At 57.1% G+C, this 17,731-nt stretch carries 15 protein-coding genes and 1 tRNA gene; 3 read left to right on the top strand and 13 right to left on the bottom strand.

The features are described 5' to 3' along the window. Window positions 1-35 precede the first annotated feature (35 nt). Complete coding sequence (gene lptF / locus AC2FFE_RS11645) at window positions 36-1,175, top strand: LPS export ABC transporter permease LptF (protein WP_496820732.1); 1,140 nt, start codon at window positions 36-38, stop codon at window positions 1,173-1,175. 44 nt (window positions 1,176-1,219) lie between these two features. Here lptF and speB read toward each other — a convergent pair whose 3' ends face one another. The 8 genes from speB to AC2FFE_RS11605 all read right to left on the bottom strand — a co-directional run bounded on the left by speB (window position 1,220) and on the right by AC2FFE_RS11605 (window position 11,780). Further along, window positions 1,220-2,062, bottom strand: a complete 843-nt coding sequence (gene speB, locus AC2FFE_RS11640) for an agmatinase (protein ID WP_496846705.1) — start codon at window positions 2,060-2,062, stop codon at window positions 1,220-1,222. After that, window positions 2,059-3,228: a carboxynorspermidine decarboxylase gene (gene nspC, locus AC2FFE_RS11635; RefSeq protein ID WP_496820734.1), complete on the bottom strand. Its 1,170-nt coding sequence runs from the start codon at window positions 3,226-3,228 to the stop codon at window positions 2,059-2,061. The genes speB and nspC overlap by 4 nt, the downstream gene beginning before the upstream one ends. Before the next feature lie 117 nt (window positions 3,229-3,345). Further along, window positions 3,346-4,569 (bottom strand): saccharopine dehydrogenase family protein, encoded by a 1,224-nt coding sequence (locus AC2FFE_RS11630; RefSeq protein ID WP_496846704.1) that lies wholly within the window; start codon window positions 4,567-4,569, stop codon window positions 3,346-3,348. A 25-nt stretch (window positions 4,570-4,594) separates the two neighbouring features. Continuing rightward, on the bottom strand, window positions 4,595-6,484 hold the full coding sequence (gene speA, locus AC2FFE_RS11625) for a biosynthetic arginine decarboxylase (RefSeq protein WP_496820736.1): 1,890 nt from the start codon (window positions 6,482-6,484) through the stop codon (window positions 4,595-4,597). A 101-nt stretch (window positions 6,485-6,585) separates the two neighbouring features. Beyond that, on the bottom strand, window positions 6,586-7,671 hold the full coding sequence (locus tag AC2FFE_RS11620; RefSeq protein WP_496846703.1) for a DUF1513 domain-containing protein: 1,086 nt from the start codon (window positions 7,669-7,671) through the stop codon (window positions 6,586-6,588). 4 nt (window positions 7,672-7,675) lie between these two features. Further along, window positions 7,676-8,686, bottom strand: coding sequence for an imelysin family protein (locus tag AC2FFE_RS11615; protein WP_496846702.1), 1,011 nt, complete (start codon window positions 8,684-8,686; stop codon window positions 7,676-7,678). Between the two features lie 3 nt (window positions 8,687-8,689). Continuing rightward, window positions 8,690-10,237 carry a di-heme oxidoreductase family protein gene (locus tag AC2FFE_RS11610; RefSeq protein ID WP_496846772.1) on the bottom strand — a complete coding sequence of 516 codons (1,548 nt, stop codon included), beginning with the start codon at window positions 10,235-10,237 and terminating at the stop codon, window positions 8,690-8,692. Between the two features lie 271 nt (window positions 10,238-10,508). Further along, window positions 10,509-11,780: an imelysin family protein gene (locus tag AC2FFE_RS11605; RefSeq protein WP_496820739.1), complete on the bottom strand. Its 1,272-nt coding sequence runs from the start codon at window positions 11,778-11,780 to the stop codon at window positions 10,509-10,511. A 248-nt stretch (window positions 11,781-12,028) separates the two neighbouring features. On the opposite strand from AC2FFE_RS11605, the gene AC2FFE_RS11600 reads away from it, so the two are divergent. Next, window positions 12,029-12,586, top strand: a complete 558-nt coding sequence (locus AC2FFE_RS11600; protein ID WP_496820740.1) for a ZrgA family zinc uptake protein — start codon at window positions 12,029-12,031, stop codon at window positions 12,584-12,586. A 141-nt stretch (window positions 12,587-12,727) separates the two neighbouring features. After that, a complete protein-coding gene (locus tag AC2FFE_RS11595; protein WP_496846701.1) occupies window positions 12,728-13,516 on the top strand; it encodes a hypothetical protein in 789 nt (262 codons plus the stop codon). 51 nt (window positions 13,517-13,567) lie between these two features. On the opposite strand, the gene AC2FFE_RS11590 is transcribed toward AC2FFE_RS11595, so the two are convergent. The 5 genes from AC2FFE_RS11590 to AC2FFE_RS11570 form a co-directional block, all read right to left on the bottom strand. Continuing rightward, window positions 13,568-13,644 (bottom strand) — tRNA-Met (locus AC2FFE_RS11590). 85 nt (window positions 13,645-13,729) lie between these two features. Then, window positions 13,730-14,704, bottom strand: coding sequence for an alpha/beta fold hydrolase (locus AC2FFE_RS11585; RefSeq protein WP_496846700.1), 975 nt, complete (start codon window positions 14,702-14,704; stop codon window positions 13,730-13,732). 4 nt (window positions 14,705-14,708) lie between these two features. Next, window positions 14,709-16,178 carry a flavin-containing monooxygenase gene (locus AC2FFE_RS11580; protein WP_496846699.1) on the bottom strand — a complete coding sequence of 490 codons (1,470 nt, stop codon included), beginning with the start codon at window positions 16,176-16,178 and terminating at the stop codon, window positions 14,709-14,711. 213 nt (window positions 16,179-16,391) lie between these two features. After that, entirely contained in the window at window positions 16,392-17,105 is a 714-nt protein-coding gene (locus AC2FFE_RS11575) for a DNA helicase (protein WP_496820744.1), read from the bottom strand. 380 nt (window positions 17,106-17,485) lie between these two features. Further along, on the bottom strand, window positions 17,486-17,725 hold the full coding sequence (locus AC2FFE_RS11570; RefSeq protein ID WP_496820779.1) for a hypothetical protein: 240 nt from the start codon (window positions 17,723-17,725) through the stop codon (window positions 17,486-17,488). Window positions 17,726-17,731: the final 6 nt, after the last annotated feature.

Genomic DNA, 17,731 nt, shown 5'->3' with positions numbered 1-17,731 from the left:
GGTCAGGTCCGGTAGACACAGACACACGAGGACCCATGTCGCGCTTTGACGGATATTTCCTGCGGCAGTTGCTGATTCTGTTTGGCTTTTTCACGTTGGTCCTTGTCGGGGTGTTCTGGATCACCCGATCCGTCAGCCTGTTTGACCGGGTCATCAGCGGCGGGCAATCGGCGATGGTGTTTCTGGAGTTCACAGCCCTGACACTGCCAACCCTGATCCGCACGGTGATGCCGATGGCGGTTTTTGCAGCGGCGGTTTACGTCACCAACCGATTGAGCCGTGAAAGCGAGTTGACAGTGATGTTGGCGACCGGGTCCAGCCCGTGGAGGTTGGCGCGCGCCGTGGTTCTGTTTGGCCTGATCACGGGTTTGATGATGGCGATCATCAGTGTCTTCCTGCGCCCGGCTTCGGTTGAGCAGCTTGAGATCAGACAGGCCGAGGTTGCCGGGGATGTGACGGCACAGCTGTTGAACGAAGGTGAATTCATGCACCCGGCCGAAAATGTAACGGTCTATATCGGGGGCATTGATCTGGATGGAACACTGCAAGAGGTGTTTGTATCCGACCGGCGTGATCCAGAGAATGCAGTCAGCTATTCTAGCGCCACGGCCTATCTGGTGAACAACAGCACCGGTATTCATCTGGTGATGGTCGATGGGGTGGCTTTGCGCCTAAATGCCGAGGGGCGGACGCTGTCCTCGACCCTGTTTCAGGACGCATCCTACGACATCTCGGAACTAGCCAATACAGGCGGCATGACCCGGCGCAGCCTCGAGGCGATTTCAACGGCAGAATTGCTCTATTCCATGAAGACCATCGAGGAAACGGAATTTCACAGCCGTGGGCATCTGATCGAAGAATTGCATCAGCGCTTCTCGTGGGTTGCGATCTGTATCGCGGTGTCGCTGGCGGGGTACGCAACGCTCATGCTTGGCAGTTTTTCCCGGTTTGGGCTATGGCCACAGATCCTGGGGGCCTTCACAATTCTGGTGCTGCTGGAAGGCGTCAGAGGGTTTGTGTCGCCCGTCGTAATCGACGATCCACGGCTTTGGGGATTGCTCTACCTGCCAGCGGTGATCGGAATACTCATTTCGGTGCTGTTCCTACTTGTCGCAGGTCGACCGGTGTTGAAGAAACGCGTCAGGCCAGAGGGGGCTGTGGCCTCTCCGGCCTGAGGTTGTTGGCGACGCGGGCCTGAGCTGGTTGGAGTGCCCAAGAACTAGCAGGACGCCATCAGTCGATAGACGATCTGTGCTGTGGTGAAATCCCATGCAGCGTTGCCGTCAGGGGCCAGTTCGACCACGTCAAAGCCAACGCATTTACGGCCTTTCAGGGCGTGTTCAACAAGATGCAGCGCTTGGTAATACCCTAAACCACCGGGAACGGGTGTGCCGGTGGCGGGCATTTGTGAGGGGTCCAGGCCATCGACATCAAAGCTGACATAGACCAATTCGGGGAAATCCTCGGGCAGGTCGACGGCGTGAACGTTGCCGGTCACCAAGTCTTCGGCATCCATGTGGAAGATGTTGTTCGTCAGGCGGCTTTGCGCCTCTTCGGTTGAAAACGCGCGGACGCCGAATTGTGCCAACCGGATGCCTTCCTCAGCCAGCAGGTGCATGACCGAGGCGTGGCTGTGTTTTTCGCCCTGATATGCGTTGCGCAGGTCTGCGTGGGCGTCGATCTGAACCACGCCAATCGGTTGGTTCAGCGCGCGTGCTACGCCCATCACGGCGCCATAACTCAGCGAATGCTCGCCGCCCAAAGTAACCGGCACTTGGCTCGCGTTGATTGCGGCCTCGGTCCGCTGGGCGAGGCGCTCCATCACCTGGGGCAGAGGGCCGTCACAATCAACCGGGGCTTCGGTGAAGATACCCTCAGCGCAAGGTTCCGCGTGGCCGGTAATGCGTTCAAGTTCGTTGCTGGCTTCGATGATCGCTTCGGGGCCTTTCGCGGTGCCTGATCCATAGGAAACAGTACGCTCTAGCGGGACTGGTATTACGCGGAACCGGGCGTCTTCGGAGCGCTCGGATGCGGTTAGCTCACTGTCGAGGAAAATGCTCATGAAAGGCGGTCCTTAAAGTCATCATAGCCGAACTGCTTGATAAGTTTCAGCTCGTCTGTTTCGCTGTTCCACAAGGCGATGGTGGGCAAGGGAACACCGTTGAACGTGTTGGTCTTGACCATGGAGTAATGCGCCTGATCGAGGAAGGCGAAACGCTGGCCGACTTCCAGAGGTTTATCCCATGTATAATCACCGATCACATCCCCGGCCAGACAGGACGGCCCGCCGAGGCGGTAGGTGTGGCCAGTCTCGGCTTCGCCCAACAGGGCGGGGCGATAGGGGGCCTCGATCACGTCGGGCATGTGGCAGGTGGCCGAGATATCGGTGATCGCGAGGGTCATGCCATTGGTCGGCAGGTCAAGAATTTCGCCCACCAAAATGCCCGCGTCCAGAGCGACGGCTTCACCGGGTTCGAGGTAGACATCGATGTCGTGTTTTTCACGGATCGTTTTGATAAAATCCACCAAGCCATCACGGTCATAGTCGTTTCGGGTGATGTGATGTCCACCTCCGAAGTTCAGCCATTTGAGCGCGCCGATGAATGGTGCCAGCTTGGGTTGAACCGCTTCCCAGGTTCGGCGCAGCGGCTCGAAATCTTGTTCGCAGAGCGTGTGCATATGCAGGCCATCGACGCCACGCAGAGTATCGGCGGTCAATTGACTGACCGGGGTGCCCAGGCGTGAGCAAGGGGCGCAGGGATCGTATTTCGGTATCTCGCCTTCAGAGTGTTCCGGGTTGATGCGCAGGCCGACTTGTACGCCTGCCGTTTGCGCTTTGGCGAGGAACCGGTCTTTTTGAGCGGGAGAGTTGAAGATAATATGGTCAGACAGGGACAGGATTTCGTCGATCTCGGCGTCTTTGTATCCGGCGCAAAAGGTTGCGACCTCACCACCATATTCCTCGCGGCCCAACCGTGCCTCATAGATGCCGGAGGCGCAGGTGCCGCCGAGGTGTTGGCGGACCAATGGGGCCAGCGAGAACATCGAAAACGCCTTGAGCGCGCTGAGCACATGCGCGCCGGAGCGGGTGCCGATTTCGGAGAGGATGGTCAGGTTCCGCTCGACAGCTTTTTCGTCGACCACAAAGCAGGGTGTGGGGACGCGGCTGAGGTCGAAATTGCGGAAGGCACCAGCGTCACCGGCTTGGGTTTTCATCATGTCGGACATGTCCGGCGTCTCCGATTGTGCAGAGGCCGGGGGCGCTACCGTCGCCATTGGTGCTCGGACCAATGGCGCATCAATGGCGACCCCCGAGGTATTTTTGAACAGAAGAAGTTCAGGAGATTAGAATTCGACCGGGCCGTCGAGTTCGTGGACCTGCCACGGCAGGCCGTGATCGTTCAACATATCCATAAAGTCATCGGGGTCGAGCTGTTCCATGTTCCAAACGCCCGGCTCAGTCCAATTACCTTTCAGCACCTGTGCCGCGCCGATCATGGCGGGGACGCCCGTGGTGTAGCTGACGGCCTGGCTGCCGACCTCGGCATAGCATTCCTCGTGGTCGCAGATGTTGTAGATGTAGAAGGTTTTCTCGCCCGATCCGTCCTTGGCCTGACCTGTGGCAATGTCGCCGATGCAGGCCTTGCCTTTGGTTTCCGCCCCCAGATCGCCGGGATCGGGCAGCAGGGTTTTCAGGAACTGGATCGGGATGATCTCCTTGCCGTCATGCATCACCGGGTCGATGCGTGTCATGCCGACGTTTTCTAGGACCTTGGCGTGCATGATGTAGGCGTCGCCGAAGGTCATCCAGAAACGGGCGCGCTCGATCTCGGGGAAGTGGGTGCTGAGCGATTCCAGTTCCTCATGATACATCAGGTACATGTTCTTGGGGCCGATGGCGGGGAAGTCGAACTCGACCTTGTGGGTCATGGCGGGGGAGTGCTTCCACTCGCCACCTTCCCAGTGGCGGACCTCGGCCAGCACTTCGCGCAGGTTGATTTCCGGGTTGAAGTTGGTCGCAAATTCCTGATCGTTGCTGCCGCCATTGGCGTCCAGCACGTCGATCTGGCGGATGGTATCCAGCTTGTGCTTCTTCAGCCATTTCGCGAAGACGGATGTCACGCCCGGATCAAAGCCCGAACCGAGGATGGCGGTCAGCCCGGCCTCTTTGAACCGCTCTTGATAGGCCCATTGCCAGTGATATTCGAACTTGGCCTCATCCTCGGGTTCGTAATTCGCAGTGTCGAGGTAGTGGATGCCGGCCTCAAGGCAGGCATCCATCAACACCAGATCCTGATAGGGCAGGGCGAGGTTTACAAGGATTTCAGCTCCGGTTTCCTTGATCAGCTTGACGGTGTCTTCGACCTTGTAGGCGTCCAGTTCTGCGGTCGCGATATCCACACCGACGCGGTCTTTGACGGCTGCGGCAATGGCGTCGCATTTCGATTTCGTGCGGCTGGCCAGAGTGATCTCGGTAAAGATGTCCGAGTTCATCGCCATCTTGTGCACGGCAGCGTGCGATACGCCGCCCGCGCCGACAACCAGTGTTTTTCCACTCAAAGAACCCATGGGGGTCATCTCCTCTCACAGGGGGTTATTCGTAATAGGTGTAGCCGTTGATCGAGTCGCGATAGGCGCTCATCAGGGTTTTGCGGTCCTTGGCTTGCAGAGTACCGGTCGAGATCGCCTCGTCCACCATTTTGCGGAAGGCAGCGACGCAATCCTGCGGGTCGAATTCGACGTAGGACAGGACCTGGCTGATCGTGTCGCCCTCTTGTTCATGCAGCAGGTCGAACCCGCCATCGGCGCGCAGGTCGATGGTGACGACGTTTGTATCTCCGAACAGGTTGTGCAGATCGCCTAGCGTTTCCTGATAGGCGCCGACGAAGAAGACGCCCATGAAGTACTCGTCCTCATCCGGCAGCGAATGCACCGGCAGGCTGGGTGAGACACCGTCGGCCAGAATGAAACGGTCGATCTTGCCGTCGCTGTCGCAGGTGATGTCTGACAGCACGGCGCGCCGGTCAGGCGTTGTGTTCAGACCTTGCAGCGGGACGATCGGGTGTAGCTGATCGATGGCCCAAACATCGGGCAGGGATTGGAACAGTGAAAAGTTGCAGTGATAGATATCGGCCACTTTCTCAAGCTGATCATCGACATCCGTTTCCAGGCCGTCGCGGGCGGCCAGCGCCTTGAGGCGGGCCATCAACGAAAGGTAGATGCGCTCTGCCCGGGCCATTTGGCGCAGGTCGACATAGCCGCGCCGGAAGAGGGCGCGAAGTTCGTTGCGATAGAATGTGGCGTCATTCCAGCATTCCTGCAGGCGATCCTTGCTGAGATAACCGTGCACGGCGGCGAGGTCCGAGACCATATGATGGTCCTCCGGTTCAACCTCAGGGCCGTTGGGGGCATCATAGAGCGTGCTTTCCAACACGTTGAACACCAGCATCGAAGATGTTGCCACGACGGCTCGACCGCTTTCAGTCACCAGCGTGGGGTGGGTGATCTCGGCCTCATCCATCGCGTAGGCGACGGTTTCGACCACATTGGCGCAGTATTCTTCGACCGTGTAGTTGATCGAGTTTTCGGCTGCTTTCTTTTCGCCCGTATAGTCCACGCCCATGCCGCCACCGAGGTCGAGATGGGTCAGCGGCACGCCCTCGCGGGTCAGTTCGGTATAATAGCGGCAAGCTTCCCCGACAGCGCGACGCACGTCATTGACGTCCTGTACCTGAGAGCCCAGATGCGAGTGTTGCAGCTTCAGGCAATGCAGCAGGCCCGCGTCGCGCAGTTTATCCACGGTGGTTACCAACTGGTCGGTGTTCATGCCAAAGGCAGATCGGTCGCCCGAGCTTTCCTCCCATTTGCCGCTGATCTGGTTGGTCAGTTTGACCCTCACACCGATCAGGGGTTCGATGCCCAGTTCTTTAAAGACTTCGATGACCGTGTCGGCCTCTTTCGGGCTTTCCAGAACAATGACAGTATTGAAACCGATCTTACGGGACAGGATTGCCAGTTGGATGAACTCGGCATCCTTGACGCCGTTGCAGACGATCAGCGCCTCAGGCGCCAGCCGGTGCGCAAGAGCCACGACCAGTTCCGGTTTGGACCCCGCCTCAAGCCCGTAGTTGTATTTCTTGCCAAACTCAACGATCCGATCGACCACCTGCGCCTGCTGGTTTACCTTGATCGGGAACACCCCGCGATAGGTGCCTCTGTAGCCCACGCGCGCGATTGCAGAGGCAAAGCTTTCGTTCAGATGCGCGATCTCGTGTTCCAGATAGGACGCGACGCGCAAAACCATCGGCGCTTTGATCCCCCGGTCATCCAGATCGCTGAGGATACCGGGCAGGCTGATCGCCGCCGTGTCCGGAGACAGCGGATTGCGCAGACCGATCTCGCCCTGCTCCGTCACCTCGATGAGGCCTTTGCCCCATTTCTCAACCCCGTAGATGAAATGCGGTGCGTCGGGCGTCTGTTTCAATCAGGTCGATCCTTAACATAAGCGTGCCAGCTTCGCGCCCGCCAATACGGCAGCAGTTTGATTCTTCCAAGTGTAAACTATGTGACGGGGATTGCCGAGTTTCACGCGAAGCTACGGATCGGGATCAGATGGTTGTCCCATTGGCAATCCGAACGCGACAGAACCTTCGGATCTTCGGGGTTTAATGTGCCAAATAGCCCGGTTCCAGTTGTGAAGGTCAACCCATCGGGGCCTGCGCCAAGCCCGCAAACGTCTTGCAGTGCCGAGGCGTCTGTGAATGTAGCGGTCTGCACGTTGAACCGATGCAGCGCATTGCCGCGCGGGCAGGTGATGGCAATGGTTGCGCCGTCGGACGAGAAGGCAACGCTGCCCGCATATCCCTGTAGATGGCGTTGTTTTGCAACCGGGGCGGACAGCAAGACCGGGTCTTGTCCCATTCGGTGCAGACCCAGCAGCGGCGGGTGCTCGGTTATGCTGCCCTGCCATTGCATGGCAAATCCGACCAGCCCATCGCCGCGCACAGCCAGATGCCGGATCGAGTTCTTGTGCAGTGCGCTGGGCAACTCCATCTTGTCCAGCAATCCGCCTGTCAGGCTCAGATAGCTGAGGTTCGGGCGCATTACCGGCAGGTTCAGCTTGGTGCGGCCGGTTTCAGGGTGGGTTTCAATACCGCCATTGGCAATCACAAGGGTCTGCCCATCTGGCATCAGGCGGATGTCGTGAGGGCCAATGCCACCAGATGAGAACTCGTCGAGCCGTTGGAAGGTTTTCGCATCCCAGACACTGATGCGCCCTTCTCCGCTGTCATAGCTATTCTCGGTGGCAAAAAACCGGGTTCCGTCTGCCGAGAACGTGCCATGCCCATAGAAATGAAAACCTTCAGGGGCCTCAAGTCGGGTCAGTTCTGTACCGCTGGCGCAATCAATCACAACCGCAAATGTGCCGGGGCGCCGTGCGAAGGCTACGGCTTGGGGCTCTGACGGATGCGCGGCGGCGGCGTGACCGCGAGCGGGTAGGGGCAGGGCGAACAGGATATCACCTTCAGCGCTCAGACCCGCCAGTCGAAAAGACCCATCCGGGAAAAGCCCAGCTGCCAGGTAATCTGGTGCACCTGCCGCGGCCCATCCTCGGATCGGGGCGATGCTGGCAGCAGCGAGACCGGCGAGGAAATGCCTGCGACTGGTCAAGGGTTTAATCTCCGTCCAATGAGTTGAAGCCGGCGCTGATGCCAAGTGTCGGGCCAAGCTCGGTCGCAGCGATCTGGCGGATATCATTTATCGACTGTTGCAGCGCTTCTACCCGAAAGCGAACCTGGGGATCTGCAACACCGGCCAAAGCGGGGTCGTCTATAGACCGGGCACTCTTGATCGCGCGGTTGAAAGCTGTTTCCAGATCGGCGGCGATTTCCGGGTGATTGGCAGACAGGCGCGCCGCAAGGTCACGCGCTGAGACTAGCGAAAGCTCAACATGGCGTAAGGACCGTTCGGAACGACGCGCCTCGGCCCGTTTGGGGCGCGGTCGGTCAAACGTGCCCAGCGGCCGGCCCAGACGTGTCTCGGATGTGAACTGCAGTCCGGTCGACAGTGCCTTGAACAATTCCTGCAGGGCCTCATCCTGTGTGCGATAGGGGCCATCAGCCCCAGGTCGGGTCAGGTCGAGCGCATAGGTTTCCCAGTCGGCAGCCATAGCATCGGCATTTGCATCAATATCAGCGCTGATGGCCTGAATCAGGGCACAGCGATAGTCGGTGCTGCCTTGCTGGGCAAACTCAGGGTCATAGAGCATCCGTTCCAGAGCAAAGAACCCACGCCCGGCAATCGACGTTTCGGCATAGGCTTCAGCTGAGGCGACGGCGGTATCTTCGATTGCGATGTGTTTTGAGAGGGCTTTGGGGGTAAAGCCTTTGGTGTCCGGCCAGAAAGCCATCGCAAAGGCGCGATCGTCGGTTTCGGCCGGCCCAAATCGCAGGTGGCTGGCCGAAATCCATGCGTCGAATGCTGTGCTATAAGCGGCCCGAAGGGCTTGCGATTCCGGGGCACAATCCGTCTGCGCCGTCATGGCCAGAACGTCTGTTGCTTCGGAAAGGGCCGTGAAGCGTGGCAGGATGTGGTTTTCGGTCACATCGACCAGCGCGGGCGTGTGATCCTGTGCGGCGGCGGACAGCGGAAAAACCAAGGCTGCGATCAGGGCGAGTTTATACATGTGTCACAGGCTCTCCAAAAAACGGATAAGGGCATCCCGGTCGGATTTGGACATAGAAACGACCTTGTCCCGGGCGGCTTGCGCCTCGCCGCCATGCCACAGAATGGCTTCTAGCAGATTACGCGCGCGGCCATCATGGAGGAATTCTGTATGGCCCGAAACACGTTCGGTCAGGCCAATCCCCCACAACGGGGGCGTGCGCCACTCGCGGCCTGTTGCACGTGCTTCAGGGCGGTTGTCGGCCAGACCTTCGCCCATATCGTGCAGCAGAAGGTCAGTATAGGGCCAGATCAACTGGAAACTATGTTCTTCGCGGTCTTCCAGGCGGTGGGTCACATAAGACGGAGTGTGGCACGAGGCGCAGCCGGAGCTATGAAACACCTCTTTCCCTTTTAGCACCTCAGGGTCATCTAAGTCGCGCCGGCCGGGTACACCCAGATTGCGGCTGTAAAACGCCACTAGGTCCATCCCGACCTGATCAATCTCGAAACCTCTGTCGTCATTATCGCCATGCGGTGCTTGCACACAATTGGTCTGCGTATCGGTGCAATCCCCATAGGGTGCAGGAAACAAGGGGCTGGACATGCCGATATCCCCCGCAAAGGCCGCCGCGGATTGTTCCATGACGGTCGGCATTCCGGCTTTATGGCCAAACCGTCCCATCATTGGCGCATCATATTCCACCGACCAAACGATGTTCGGGCGGCCTGATATCCCATCCCCATCCGCGTCCTCTGGATCGGCCTTGGCCAGCAGGTCCTCGACCGGGATCGCCTCCAGCAATCCCAGGCCGATCATCTGCGGTGCGACCCGGGGACTGAGCATGGCATCCGGATGCAACGGGCCATAGCCCAGATCGGCGGCATGGTAGGTCGGGCGGCGCAAAGAGGCGGTTTCTCCCTCCGAAAGCGTAACGGGAACCTCGCTGTATGTGATGTCCAAGCGGTATTCTGCCGGATGCCCCGCCAGTGCAAAATCCTGCATCTGACCGCCATAGGTGGGATCGGGCAGGGTGGCGATGTAATCCGCGATCTCGGCATAACCGTCTTCCGCCGTGCCGGGGATAGAGACCCGCAGAAACATCGAAATCGCGGTGTCATCCGGCCCATTTGGCGTATGCCCGCGCCCGTCCTTGATATGGCAGCGCTGGCAAGAGCGTGCGTTGTACAGCGGTCCCAACCCATCTGAGGCAAGTGTCGAGGATGGTGATGAAACCCAGATTTTCCTGAACAACCCGTTTCCGACTCTGAAATCCAGCTCCTGCTCAAAGCTCAGGTTGCGCGAAGGCAGGGAAAACGCGTCGGCATCGTTGCGCGCACGGACTGTCGCGGCCCCTGCGGGCAGGTCTTCAAAGCGTTGCGGGGTGGTGAAATCCCGTGGTGGCGCGGTGGCTTTGGATATGCGGTCCAGCTCTTCGTCGGTGCGGGGAATGACGGACAGGTGCAGGTCCTGGAGTTCGGACGGCAGAGCGGGGGTGGCGGCCAAAGTGCTTAGCGTCAGCGCGATAATGCCACACGCCTTTGTCCAATTCTGGAGTATTGAGTTACGCATAGGTGGCTGTGCTGCGCCGTTCAGGCAGATCAGCTGGCGTTTCCAGAGCATTGATGTGACTTTCTTCATCAGTGATCAATCGTTTGATCAGTACCGTACAGGTAGGGTCAACTGAGTTTGGCAGCCAATCGCATTTCCACGTACAAGGCTCTAGTCTAGCTCTCTTTGAGCTGCGGCTTGGCGCCCAGGATCAGAAACAACGGTACGAGGCATAAGGCAATGCCAGTATGACCAGAGGCGCGGCTTTACGCCTCTGGTCACAGGGTTTTGACTATTGGAACACTGCGTCCGGGTTATCCAGACTGTCCGATCCTTCGAATTCGATATTCTCTAGCTCAAGCGCAGCAACGATACGTTCGATCGTTTTGGTCTGGTCGATCAGACCGTTCACGCCACTCATGATCAAAGCTTCGCCTCCGGCATTGCCGCGTTCCAACATCTGGTCATAGGCGAACCCCGCTTCGGCGGTGGATTTCATCGCGCCCAGGGCCAGCATGGTGTTCGCCAGTTTGGCTTTCATCTCGGTATCCAGCGCGGGGTCGCTTGCGATGACCAGATCAGACAATGACGCACCGCTGACTGGGGTCCCGTCGATCCGAGTGTAGCGACCCAGATAGACGTTCTGGATGCCAACGCCGTTGTAGTAGTGGTCGTTATGGGTGTTGTCGGCAAAGCAGGAATGCTCCTCTTCCGGATCGTTCAACATCACGCCAAGACGCATCCGCTCACCTGCGGTTTCACCGTATGAAAGCGAGCCCATGCCAGTCAGAATCGCGCTGATGCCGGTGTCTTCGTTTTCAGTCAGCGCGTCGCGCGCGTCGCCACCTTCTGCCCATTGTGCCGTCATCCATTCCAGATCGCTGACCAGCAGATCGGTTGCGGCACTCAGGTACTGGGCGCGGCGGTCGCAGCTTCCGTTGGTGCAATTGTCATTTTGTGCAAAGTCAGTCCACGGGCGGTTGCCAGCACCAGTGCCATGACCATTCAGGTCCTGACCCCAGAGCAGAAATTCGACTGCGTGGTAACCGGTTGCCACATTGGCTTCGATCCCATCCGCCTCATGCAATGTCTCTGCCAGCAGTTCAGGAGTGATTTCAGATGCATCAACAGCGTTGCCAGACAGTTCGAAACTGGGGTTGGCGATGACGTTCAGTGCAGCAAACTCGTTCTCGTCACTCGGGCCGCCATAGGACGCGTCGACATAGTCGATCAGACCTTCGTCAAGAGGCCAGGCGTTTACCTTACCTTCCCAGTCATCGACGATCGCGTTGCCGAAACGATAGACTTCGCTCTGTTGATAAGGCACGCGCGCGGCAAGCCAGGCGGCGCGCGCCGCGTTCAGGGTAGCATCTGACGGATCGGCGATCAGAGCGCTAACGGCAGATTGCAGCGACATCGCAGCGATCAGGCTGTCAGCGTAATTGGCTTCGGCGATATTCGCGTAAGTATTCAGGATATCTGATTTTGCGGGGGCATCGGCGGCCGATGCGGCGGTTGCGGCGCAAAGGGTCAGGGCGCTGGCAGCGACAATAAACTTCGTCATGGGGTTTGATCTTTCCTGTCAGTGAAAGGCAGTGCGGTCAGAGGCGACACATTGTTCTAACGCCTAAAAGCTGAGTGAATAAGTCAGAATTGTCAACCTGAGTTTTATTGTCAGATATACGCCTGCGCATGGGCAAACTGCCGCATATCCCCATATCTAGCGATGCGTGCCGTAGCGACCCGCGTTGCGCCCCCCGCGATTCGGGCTAAACTCTGACCTGTGATTCTATTTTTGGTGGTACGTGGTTAATGAAGCGCCTGGTTCTTCTTTTGTCTTTGTTGTCGGCGGGGGTGGCAGCCCATGCGACGCAGCAGGACGGCCAACGTAAACACGGAACCGGACAGCTTGGCATGGTGTTCGCCGGGGCAGAGTTCGCGCTGTCACTGGCCGTTCCAAGCTCAGATATCGTTGGGTTCGAAAGCCAGGCCGAGACAGATGAAGATCGCGCTATGGTTGCGGTTGCCATTTCGGATTTGTCTAAGCCTTTGGAGTTGTTTGTCCTTCCCGAGGACGCAGGCTGTTTTACTGCATCTGCCAATGTTGCATTGACGTCAGAGGAAATAGCCGACCAAACACAGGCCGCGGAAGCCAGCGATGGGGCAGCGCAGGGGCCGGAACATTCTGAGTTTCGTGCGGACTATGTTATCCAATGCCAGGACATGGCAGCGCTGACGACAATTGAGTTCGCCTATTTCAGTCGTTTTGAAAGAACGCAGAGCCTTGAGATCAGCATCACCTTGCCTGACAGCTCTCATGAGTTTGCAGTAACGCGCGCGACTCCGTTGATTGATTTGACCGGTCTTTAGAAACAGTATCGATTCCTGAGGGCTATTGTTCCATTTTTGGCCCGATAGATCATGGTTTGCAGCCTCAGAAGAACGGAGTATCCGCTTTATCTGGGAACGAGGTGGTTCAAGCTGGAGAAGGCTGACGGCTAGGGGGCTGGGATGAAAGTTGTCATTCACCAGGGCTTTCACAAAACAGGGACCAGAACCCTCCAATCAATGCTCCACAAAAACCGAGGGGTTCTGAATAATCGTTTAAACATGCTTTTGCCACGGGACCTGAAAGAGGCTGGATTTTCGGCACGCCGATACGCCGTCCTGCCGCAAGATCGCATGCTAAAGGGTTTTCGCAAAAAGCTGCACACGGTGCTCGAAGCCTTTGTCGGCCAGGAAGACAAACCCCTGTTGATCAGTAGCGAAGAATTCGCAGGCATGATCCCGGGCCGCAAGAACGTCTGGTCGTATACTCAGACCCATGTACTTGCACGGGTTCAGTTGGAAGAGGTGCAGCGGCTTTTTGGCAGACAGGCGCAAGTGACTTTCTTCTTCACAACCAGAAATCCATCCGATTGGATCAGAAGTGTATATTGGCAAAACATTCAGGCAAGCAGGCTGGTGGAGGAGCTTTCGGATTATAGTCAACAGCTCAAAGCTGCTTCCGATCTGGATGCGGTGGTAAGCAGGGTCGAACAAACGGTCTCGACCCACGCGCGTGTCGCGCGGATCAATGTCTCAGACGGTGACGACCGATTCTTGGCGCTTACCAAGGTGCTGTCGATACTTAATGTGCGCTCAGATGATCTGACCCCCGTCAAAAATGCGAATGTCCAACCCCCTGGGGCCGCCGCATATTTCCGTGAGCTTAACTGTTCAGATTTAAGCGATGAAGAGGTTCAGATCGAAAAACGGGCTTATCTGGATGGTTTAAAGGCGCGCAAAGCGAACCGATAGCGGTTTCAAATCAAGGCTTTGCGGATGGTTTGATTAGGATATTTGGGGATGTGGTAGCGGAGGAGGGACTTGAACCCCCGACACGCGGATTATGATTCCGCTGCTCTAACCAACTGAGCTACTCCGCCATGAGTGAGAGGCGATGTAAGCGAGCCGTCGGAGAGGGTCAAGGGGGAAATGGTCGGTTCGACAGGGAATTTTTCTGATCTAACCTCAACCGACATCAGTTGATGTATTGTCTGCCTTCGCAGCGTTCTGGATCACCTTGCGTATGAAATCGGCGCATGTTTCTGGCACGGTGATGGGTGTCATATGACCCAGGCCGTCAACCTCTTGATATGTCAGTCCGAACTGCTGCATCTGCGGCCCGTGCATTGCGGGGGACAGGATCGTATCCTGTGCCCCGTATAAAACACCTCCGGGCGTTCTCAGTTCAGGATAGCGTGCGCTTTGGGCTGCGATGCTGTCATCTACCCCGACAAGATCCTGGGATGCGGTGATAAAGGCTGATGGGCGTAAGCCAAGCGCGCCACCAGCGCGTTCCAGGAAATCATCCGGTGCTGTTTCGGGGTCAAAGGCCACCTGCAAGACATGGGGTGCGGTTTTGGACGCGATGGGAACAGCCAAGGTGTTTCCGATCAGGCGGCGTATCCAGGCCGTGCGGATTTCGAGGGACTTAAACACCTCTGGTGGCTTTGGCATTTGATGGGTCAAGGGCGCAAGCAAGGCCAGGCTAGACACGCGGTCCGGGTAGTCCAGAGCGATGGCAAGTGAGACCGCTCCGCCCAGTGAATGCCCGACTAATACGGCATCAGTGACGCCCTTTGCATCGAGGAATTCGGTGATCATGCGGGCCTGTTCGGGCAAACGGCCCATCTCAGCCGTGTCGCGGGTAGAATACCCACAGCCTGATCGATCCAAGGCGATCACGTGATACTCATCCGCAAGCTCATCCATCAGCCCATAGGTGAAATGCTGTAATTGCCCGGCCAGCCCGTGGATCATCACAATCGTTTGTGCGTTGGGGTCACCTTTTTCGACGTAATGAATGCTGCCGCCTGAGACCGGGATTATCTGGCCCAATTGAGGAACGGTCTGAAGGCCAACCTTGGTCAGATGCCTTGTCCAGAGGTGCATGCCCAAAAGAAAGATCACGAGAAGTGCCAGCGTGCTCAGAACAATTGTCATCTCATCAGTCTCCTTTTGCGTCGGACAAGGGTACGTAGTGTTCGATGCCCGCGGCGGCCATGCGTCGCTGGAACTCAGCAGCGGTTCCGGGCCACAGGGCCGTATTGTGGCCTTTGGCATCCTGATACCATGATGTGCAACCGCCGTCTTGCCAAACAGCGTCCGCGTGCCGGTCTTGCATTTCCTGTGTAAATGCGGCCTGCTTTTTTGCATGCGGGTTGATCGTGCGAATGCCTTGATCCGACATTGACGTAAGCACTTCGCCGATATGACGCACCTGCGCCTCGATCATCAAAATGACCGAGTTGTGGGCCAGCGTTGTATGCGGTCCCAAAAGGATGAAAAAGTTCGGGAACCCTGCAACTGCGGTGCCCAGATGGGCTTGCATCCCGTCTGACCAAGCGTCGCGCAGTGTCAGACCGTCTGCGCCCGTAATGTCCAGACGTTCAGCAATATCGGTCACGTGAAAACCGGTTCCCCAGATCAGGACATCGGCCTGTACCTTTGTCCCGTCGCTGGCTGTGATCGTATCACCTTCAATCGACGCGACGCCGGATGGGATGACATCGACATTGTCGCGCATTAGGGCTGGGTACCACTCATTCGAGCTGAGGATCCGTTTGCATCCGATTTGGTAGTTCGGTGTCAGCTTCTCCCGCTCTGCCGGGTCCGATACTGCGGAATGTAACGCTTTGTGCCAAAGGTGCATGGCGTATTTCACCATCAGCTTCTCGCGCCGAAACACGCGGTGGCGGAATTCGAAATAGGCAAAGATCAGGTTTCGCCTTATCCGCGCCAATAGCGGAACCTGCCGGTATAGCCGTCTGACCCATGGCGCGACCGGTCCATCCATGCGCGGCAGCACGTAGGGGGCGCTGCGTTGGAAGACAGTTACCCGCTTCGCGATCTGGGCCATTTCCGGGACAAACTGGATAGCTGAAGCGCCGGTGCCAACAACAGCTATATTCGCACCGGTCAGATCAACATCGTGATCCCACTCGGCGGAATGAAAGCTGGGTCCTTCAAAACTGTCCGCGCCCGGAATTTTGGGGATTTTGGGTATATGCAGCGCCCCGATGGCCGAAACCAGAAACTGAGTGGTCCAGCGCTGTCCGTCGTCGGTTTCAACGTACCAATGATCGCTGCGCCATTCGGCGGATTTCAGGCGCTGGTTGAATTGGCAGAGGCCATACAGGTTTTCTTTTTGCGCAATGCCTCGCAGATATGCCTGTATTTCGGCCCCGCCTGCATAAACCTGGCTCCAGTCCGGGTTGGGATGAGATGCCATGCTGTAAAGGTGCGAGGGTACATCGCAGGCAACACCGGGATATGTGTTTTCGCGCCATGTTCCGCCGATATCATCGGCCTTTTCCAGAATGGTGATGTCGCGGATGCCCAGTTTGCGCGCCTCAAGTGCCATGGTCATCCCGGCGATGCCAGCGCCTATGATCAACATATCCGTTTTTTGATCCAAGCTCTCGCCCCTTAGCACAACCATATGGTGATCACCCCAGCATAGATAAGGATGCTGGGGTAAGAAGCAAGCTGTCGTTTGTTCGGTTCAGAACGCTGGTGTGGAACGTCGTGCATCTTTGACCCGGACCAAGCGTTCAAAGTGCCGTGATCGCTCAATACAGCGCGGATTTTGCGGACATTCAGCGAATGCCCGCAAAGCAGGTCGACCAGCTTATGCCGCCATTTCTATCTGAACTTCACCGTCATGTAAGAAGCACCTTAAATCGAAAATCGACAGATCGACTGGATTTGGCAATCGAATGTCATCAATGCTTGGCAAATTACCTGACGACAGCTCAAATGAGCGGTCAATCTGTGAGATTATGACAATAATCACCCCGCGTTTGGCAGCAAATTTTTTGAGTGCCCGGACTTGTTCATCAAGTGGTGGATTGCTTCGCCGTTGATCCAATAGCTGTAGGTAATCAACAACGACCAGCGCGTCATCAGCCGTTGTGCTGACGCATTCGATAATATGAGCTGCGCAGATGCTGTCCGAGGTATCAACGACAAGAGGACGGTCAAAACCCTGAGCGTCAAATCCGAGCTTTTCAAGTCGATCCCAAACGTCCATTTCATTGTAGTCCAAGGTGAAAACATATCCTGTGCGATTGTTTTTTTCAGCCAATGCAGCCAGCTCCAGCCCTAGAAGTGTTTTGCCGTGTCCTGGGCGCGCGCCGATAAGCACCAAATCACCTGATTGCATCTGCCTTATGATTTCTTTTGCAGGTGATGCTTTAGAGTAGTTGGACGCTAAATGACTCCAGTCGTTGAAGCCCTCTTTCGCGGCAATCTGATTAAGTGCCTCGTGGAGTCTAATGTCGCTATCACGAGCCAGCAATTTGGCATGACGCTTTAATTTGTAGATTGGAGATGAAAGTTTCATCTTGAACCTCCTTATTCGAGTGGTCTCCGCAATCCCTCCTTATGCGCGCGCTCGAACAGGTTGGGTTCGACTCAGTATCGCTCTGCATGTTGAATGCTGCCCCAGTGGAGGGGGGAGGCCCGAGCAAGGCCATGCGCAGATATTACCTTGAATGGTTGCAACACTCAATTGGGTTTTGGTTATTCTCCGCACGCTGACGAAAGCTCTATTTGGGCTGAGAGCAGCCGTATTGTGTGCTGTCCTTCTAAGCCTTGGTGCCGGAAATTGCAGAATTTCGCAGGGGCCGAGCGGGGTCAGTAATGTGGCTGAATAGTCGAACATCTCTGTCGTTCAACAACCGGGCGCACCTCAAAGGACACGGGTTGGCGGCTGCTCGGAGATCACAGTTCTAGGCGATCGGCCCGACCATGGCGCACCAGACGCAGATTGAGGATATCAGCCTCAGGTGCGCCGTGCTCCAGCGCAAAGACAAAGGCGTGGGTCAGGAAAAAACAGGCCGCATCGATGTCGCCTGCGCCTTCGCGCTCATCGGCGGCCATCGTATAATATGCGACAAGGGCAGCCGGATCATTGCGCGCATGCGCGGCCAGCAACAATTCATCCAGCGCTGCCCTGTCCATTTCTTT

The organism is Ruegeria sp. YTSA168 (genome assembly GCF_059610045.1).
This window is presented reverse-complemented; position numbering and strand designations above follow the sequence as displayed.

What these genes read in the sequence shown, in the direction of transcription:
- speB (WP_496846705.1), bottom strand. Translation starts at nt 2,062, where the DNA reads ATGAGCATTTTCCTCGACAGTGAGCTAACCGCATCCGAGCGCTCCGAA.
- lptF (WP_496820732.1), top strand. Translation starts at nt 36, where the DNA reads ATGTCGCGCTTTGACGGATATTTCCTGCGGCAGTTGCTGATTCTGTTT.
- AC2FFE_RS11570 (WP_496820779.1), bottom strand. Translation starts at nt 17,725, where the DNA reads ATGGACAGGGCAGCGCTGGATGAATTGTTGCTGGCCGCGCATGCGCGC.
- AC2FFE_RS11605 (WP_496820739.1), bottom strand. Translation starts at nt 11,780, where the DNA reads ATGACGAAGTTTATTGTCGCTGCCAGCGCCCTGACCCTTTGCGCCGCA.
- AC2FFE_RS11630 (WP_496846704.1), bottom strand. Translation starts at nt 4,569, where the DNA reads ATGGGTTCTTTGAGTGGAAAAACACTGGTTGTCGGCGCGGGCGGCGTA.
- AC2FFE_RS11615 (WP_496846702.1), bottom strand. Translation starts at nt 8,686, where the DNA reads ATGTATAAACTCGCCCTGATCGCAGCCTTGGTTTTTCCGCTGTCCGCC.
- AC2FFE_RS11585 (WP_496846700.1), bottom strand. Translation starts at nt 14,704, where the DNA reads ATGACAATTGTTCTGAGCACGCTGGCACTTCTCGTGATCTTTCTTTTG.
- AC2FFE_RS11575 (WP_496820744.1), bottom strand. Translation starts at nt 17,105, where the DNA reads ATGAAACTTTCATCTCCAATCTACAAATTAAAGCGTCATGCCAAATTG.
- AC2FFE_RS11610 (WP_496846772.1), bottom strand. Translation starts at nt 10,237, where the DNA reads ATGCGTAACTCAATACTCCAGAATTGGACAAAGGCGTGTGGCATTATC.
- AC2FFE_RS11595 (WP_496846701.1), top strand. Translation starts at nt 12,728, where the DNA reads ATGAAAGTTGTCATTCACCAGGGCTTTCACAAAACAGGGACCAGAACC.
- nspC (WP_496820734.1), bottom strand. Translation starts at nt 3,228, where the DNA reads ATGTCCGACATGATGAAAACCCAAGCCGGTGACGCTGGTGCCTTCCGC.
- AC2FFE_RS11600 (WP_496820740.1), top strand. Translation starts at nt 12,029, where the DNA reads ATGAAGCGCCTGGTTCTTCTTTTGTCTTTGTTGTCGGCGGGGGTGGCA.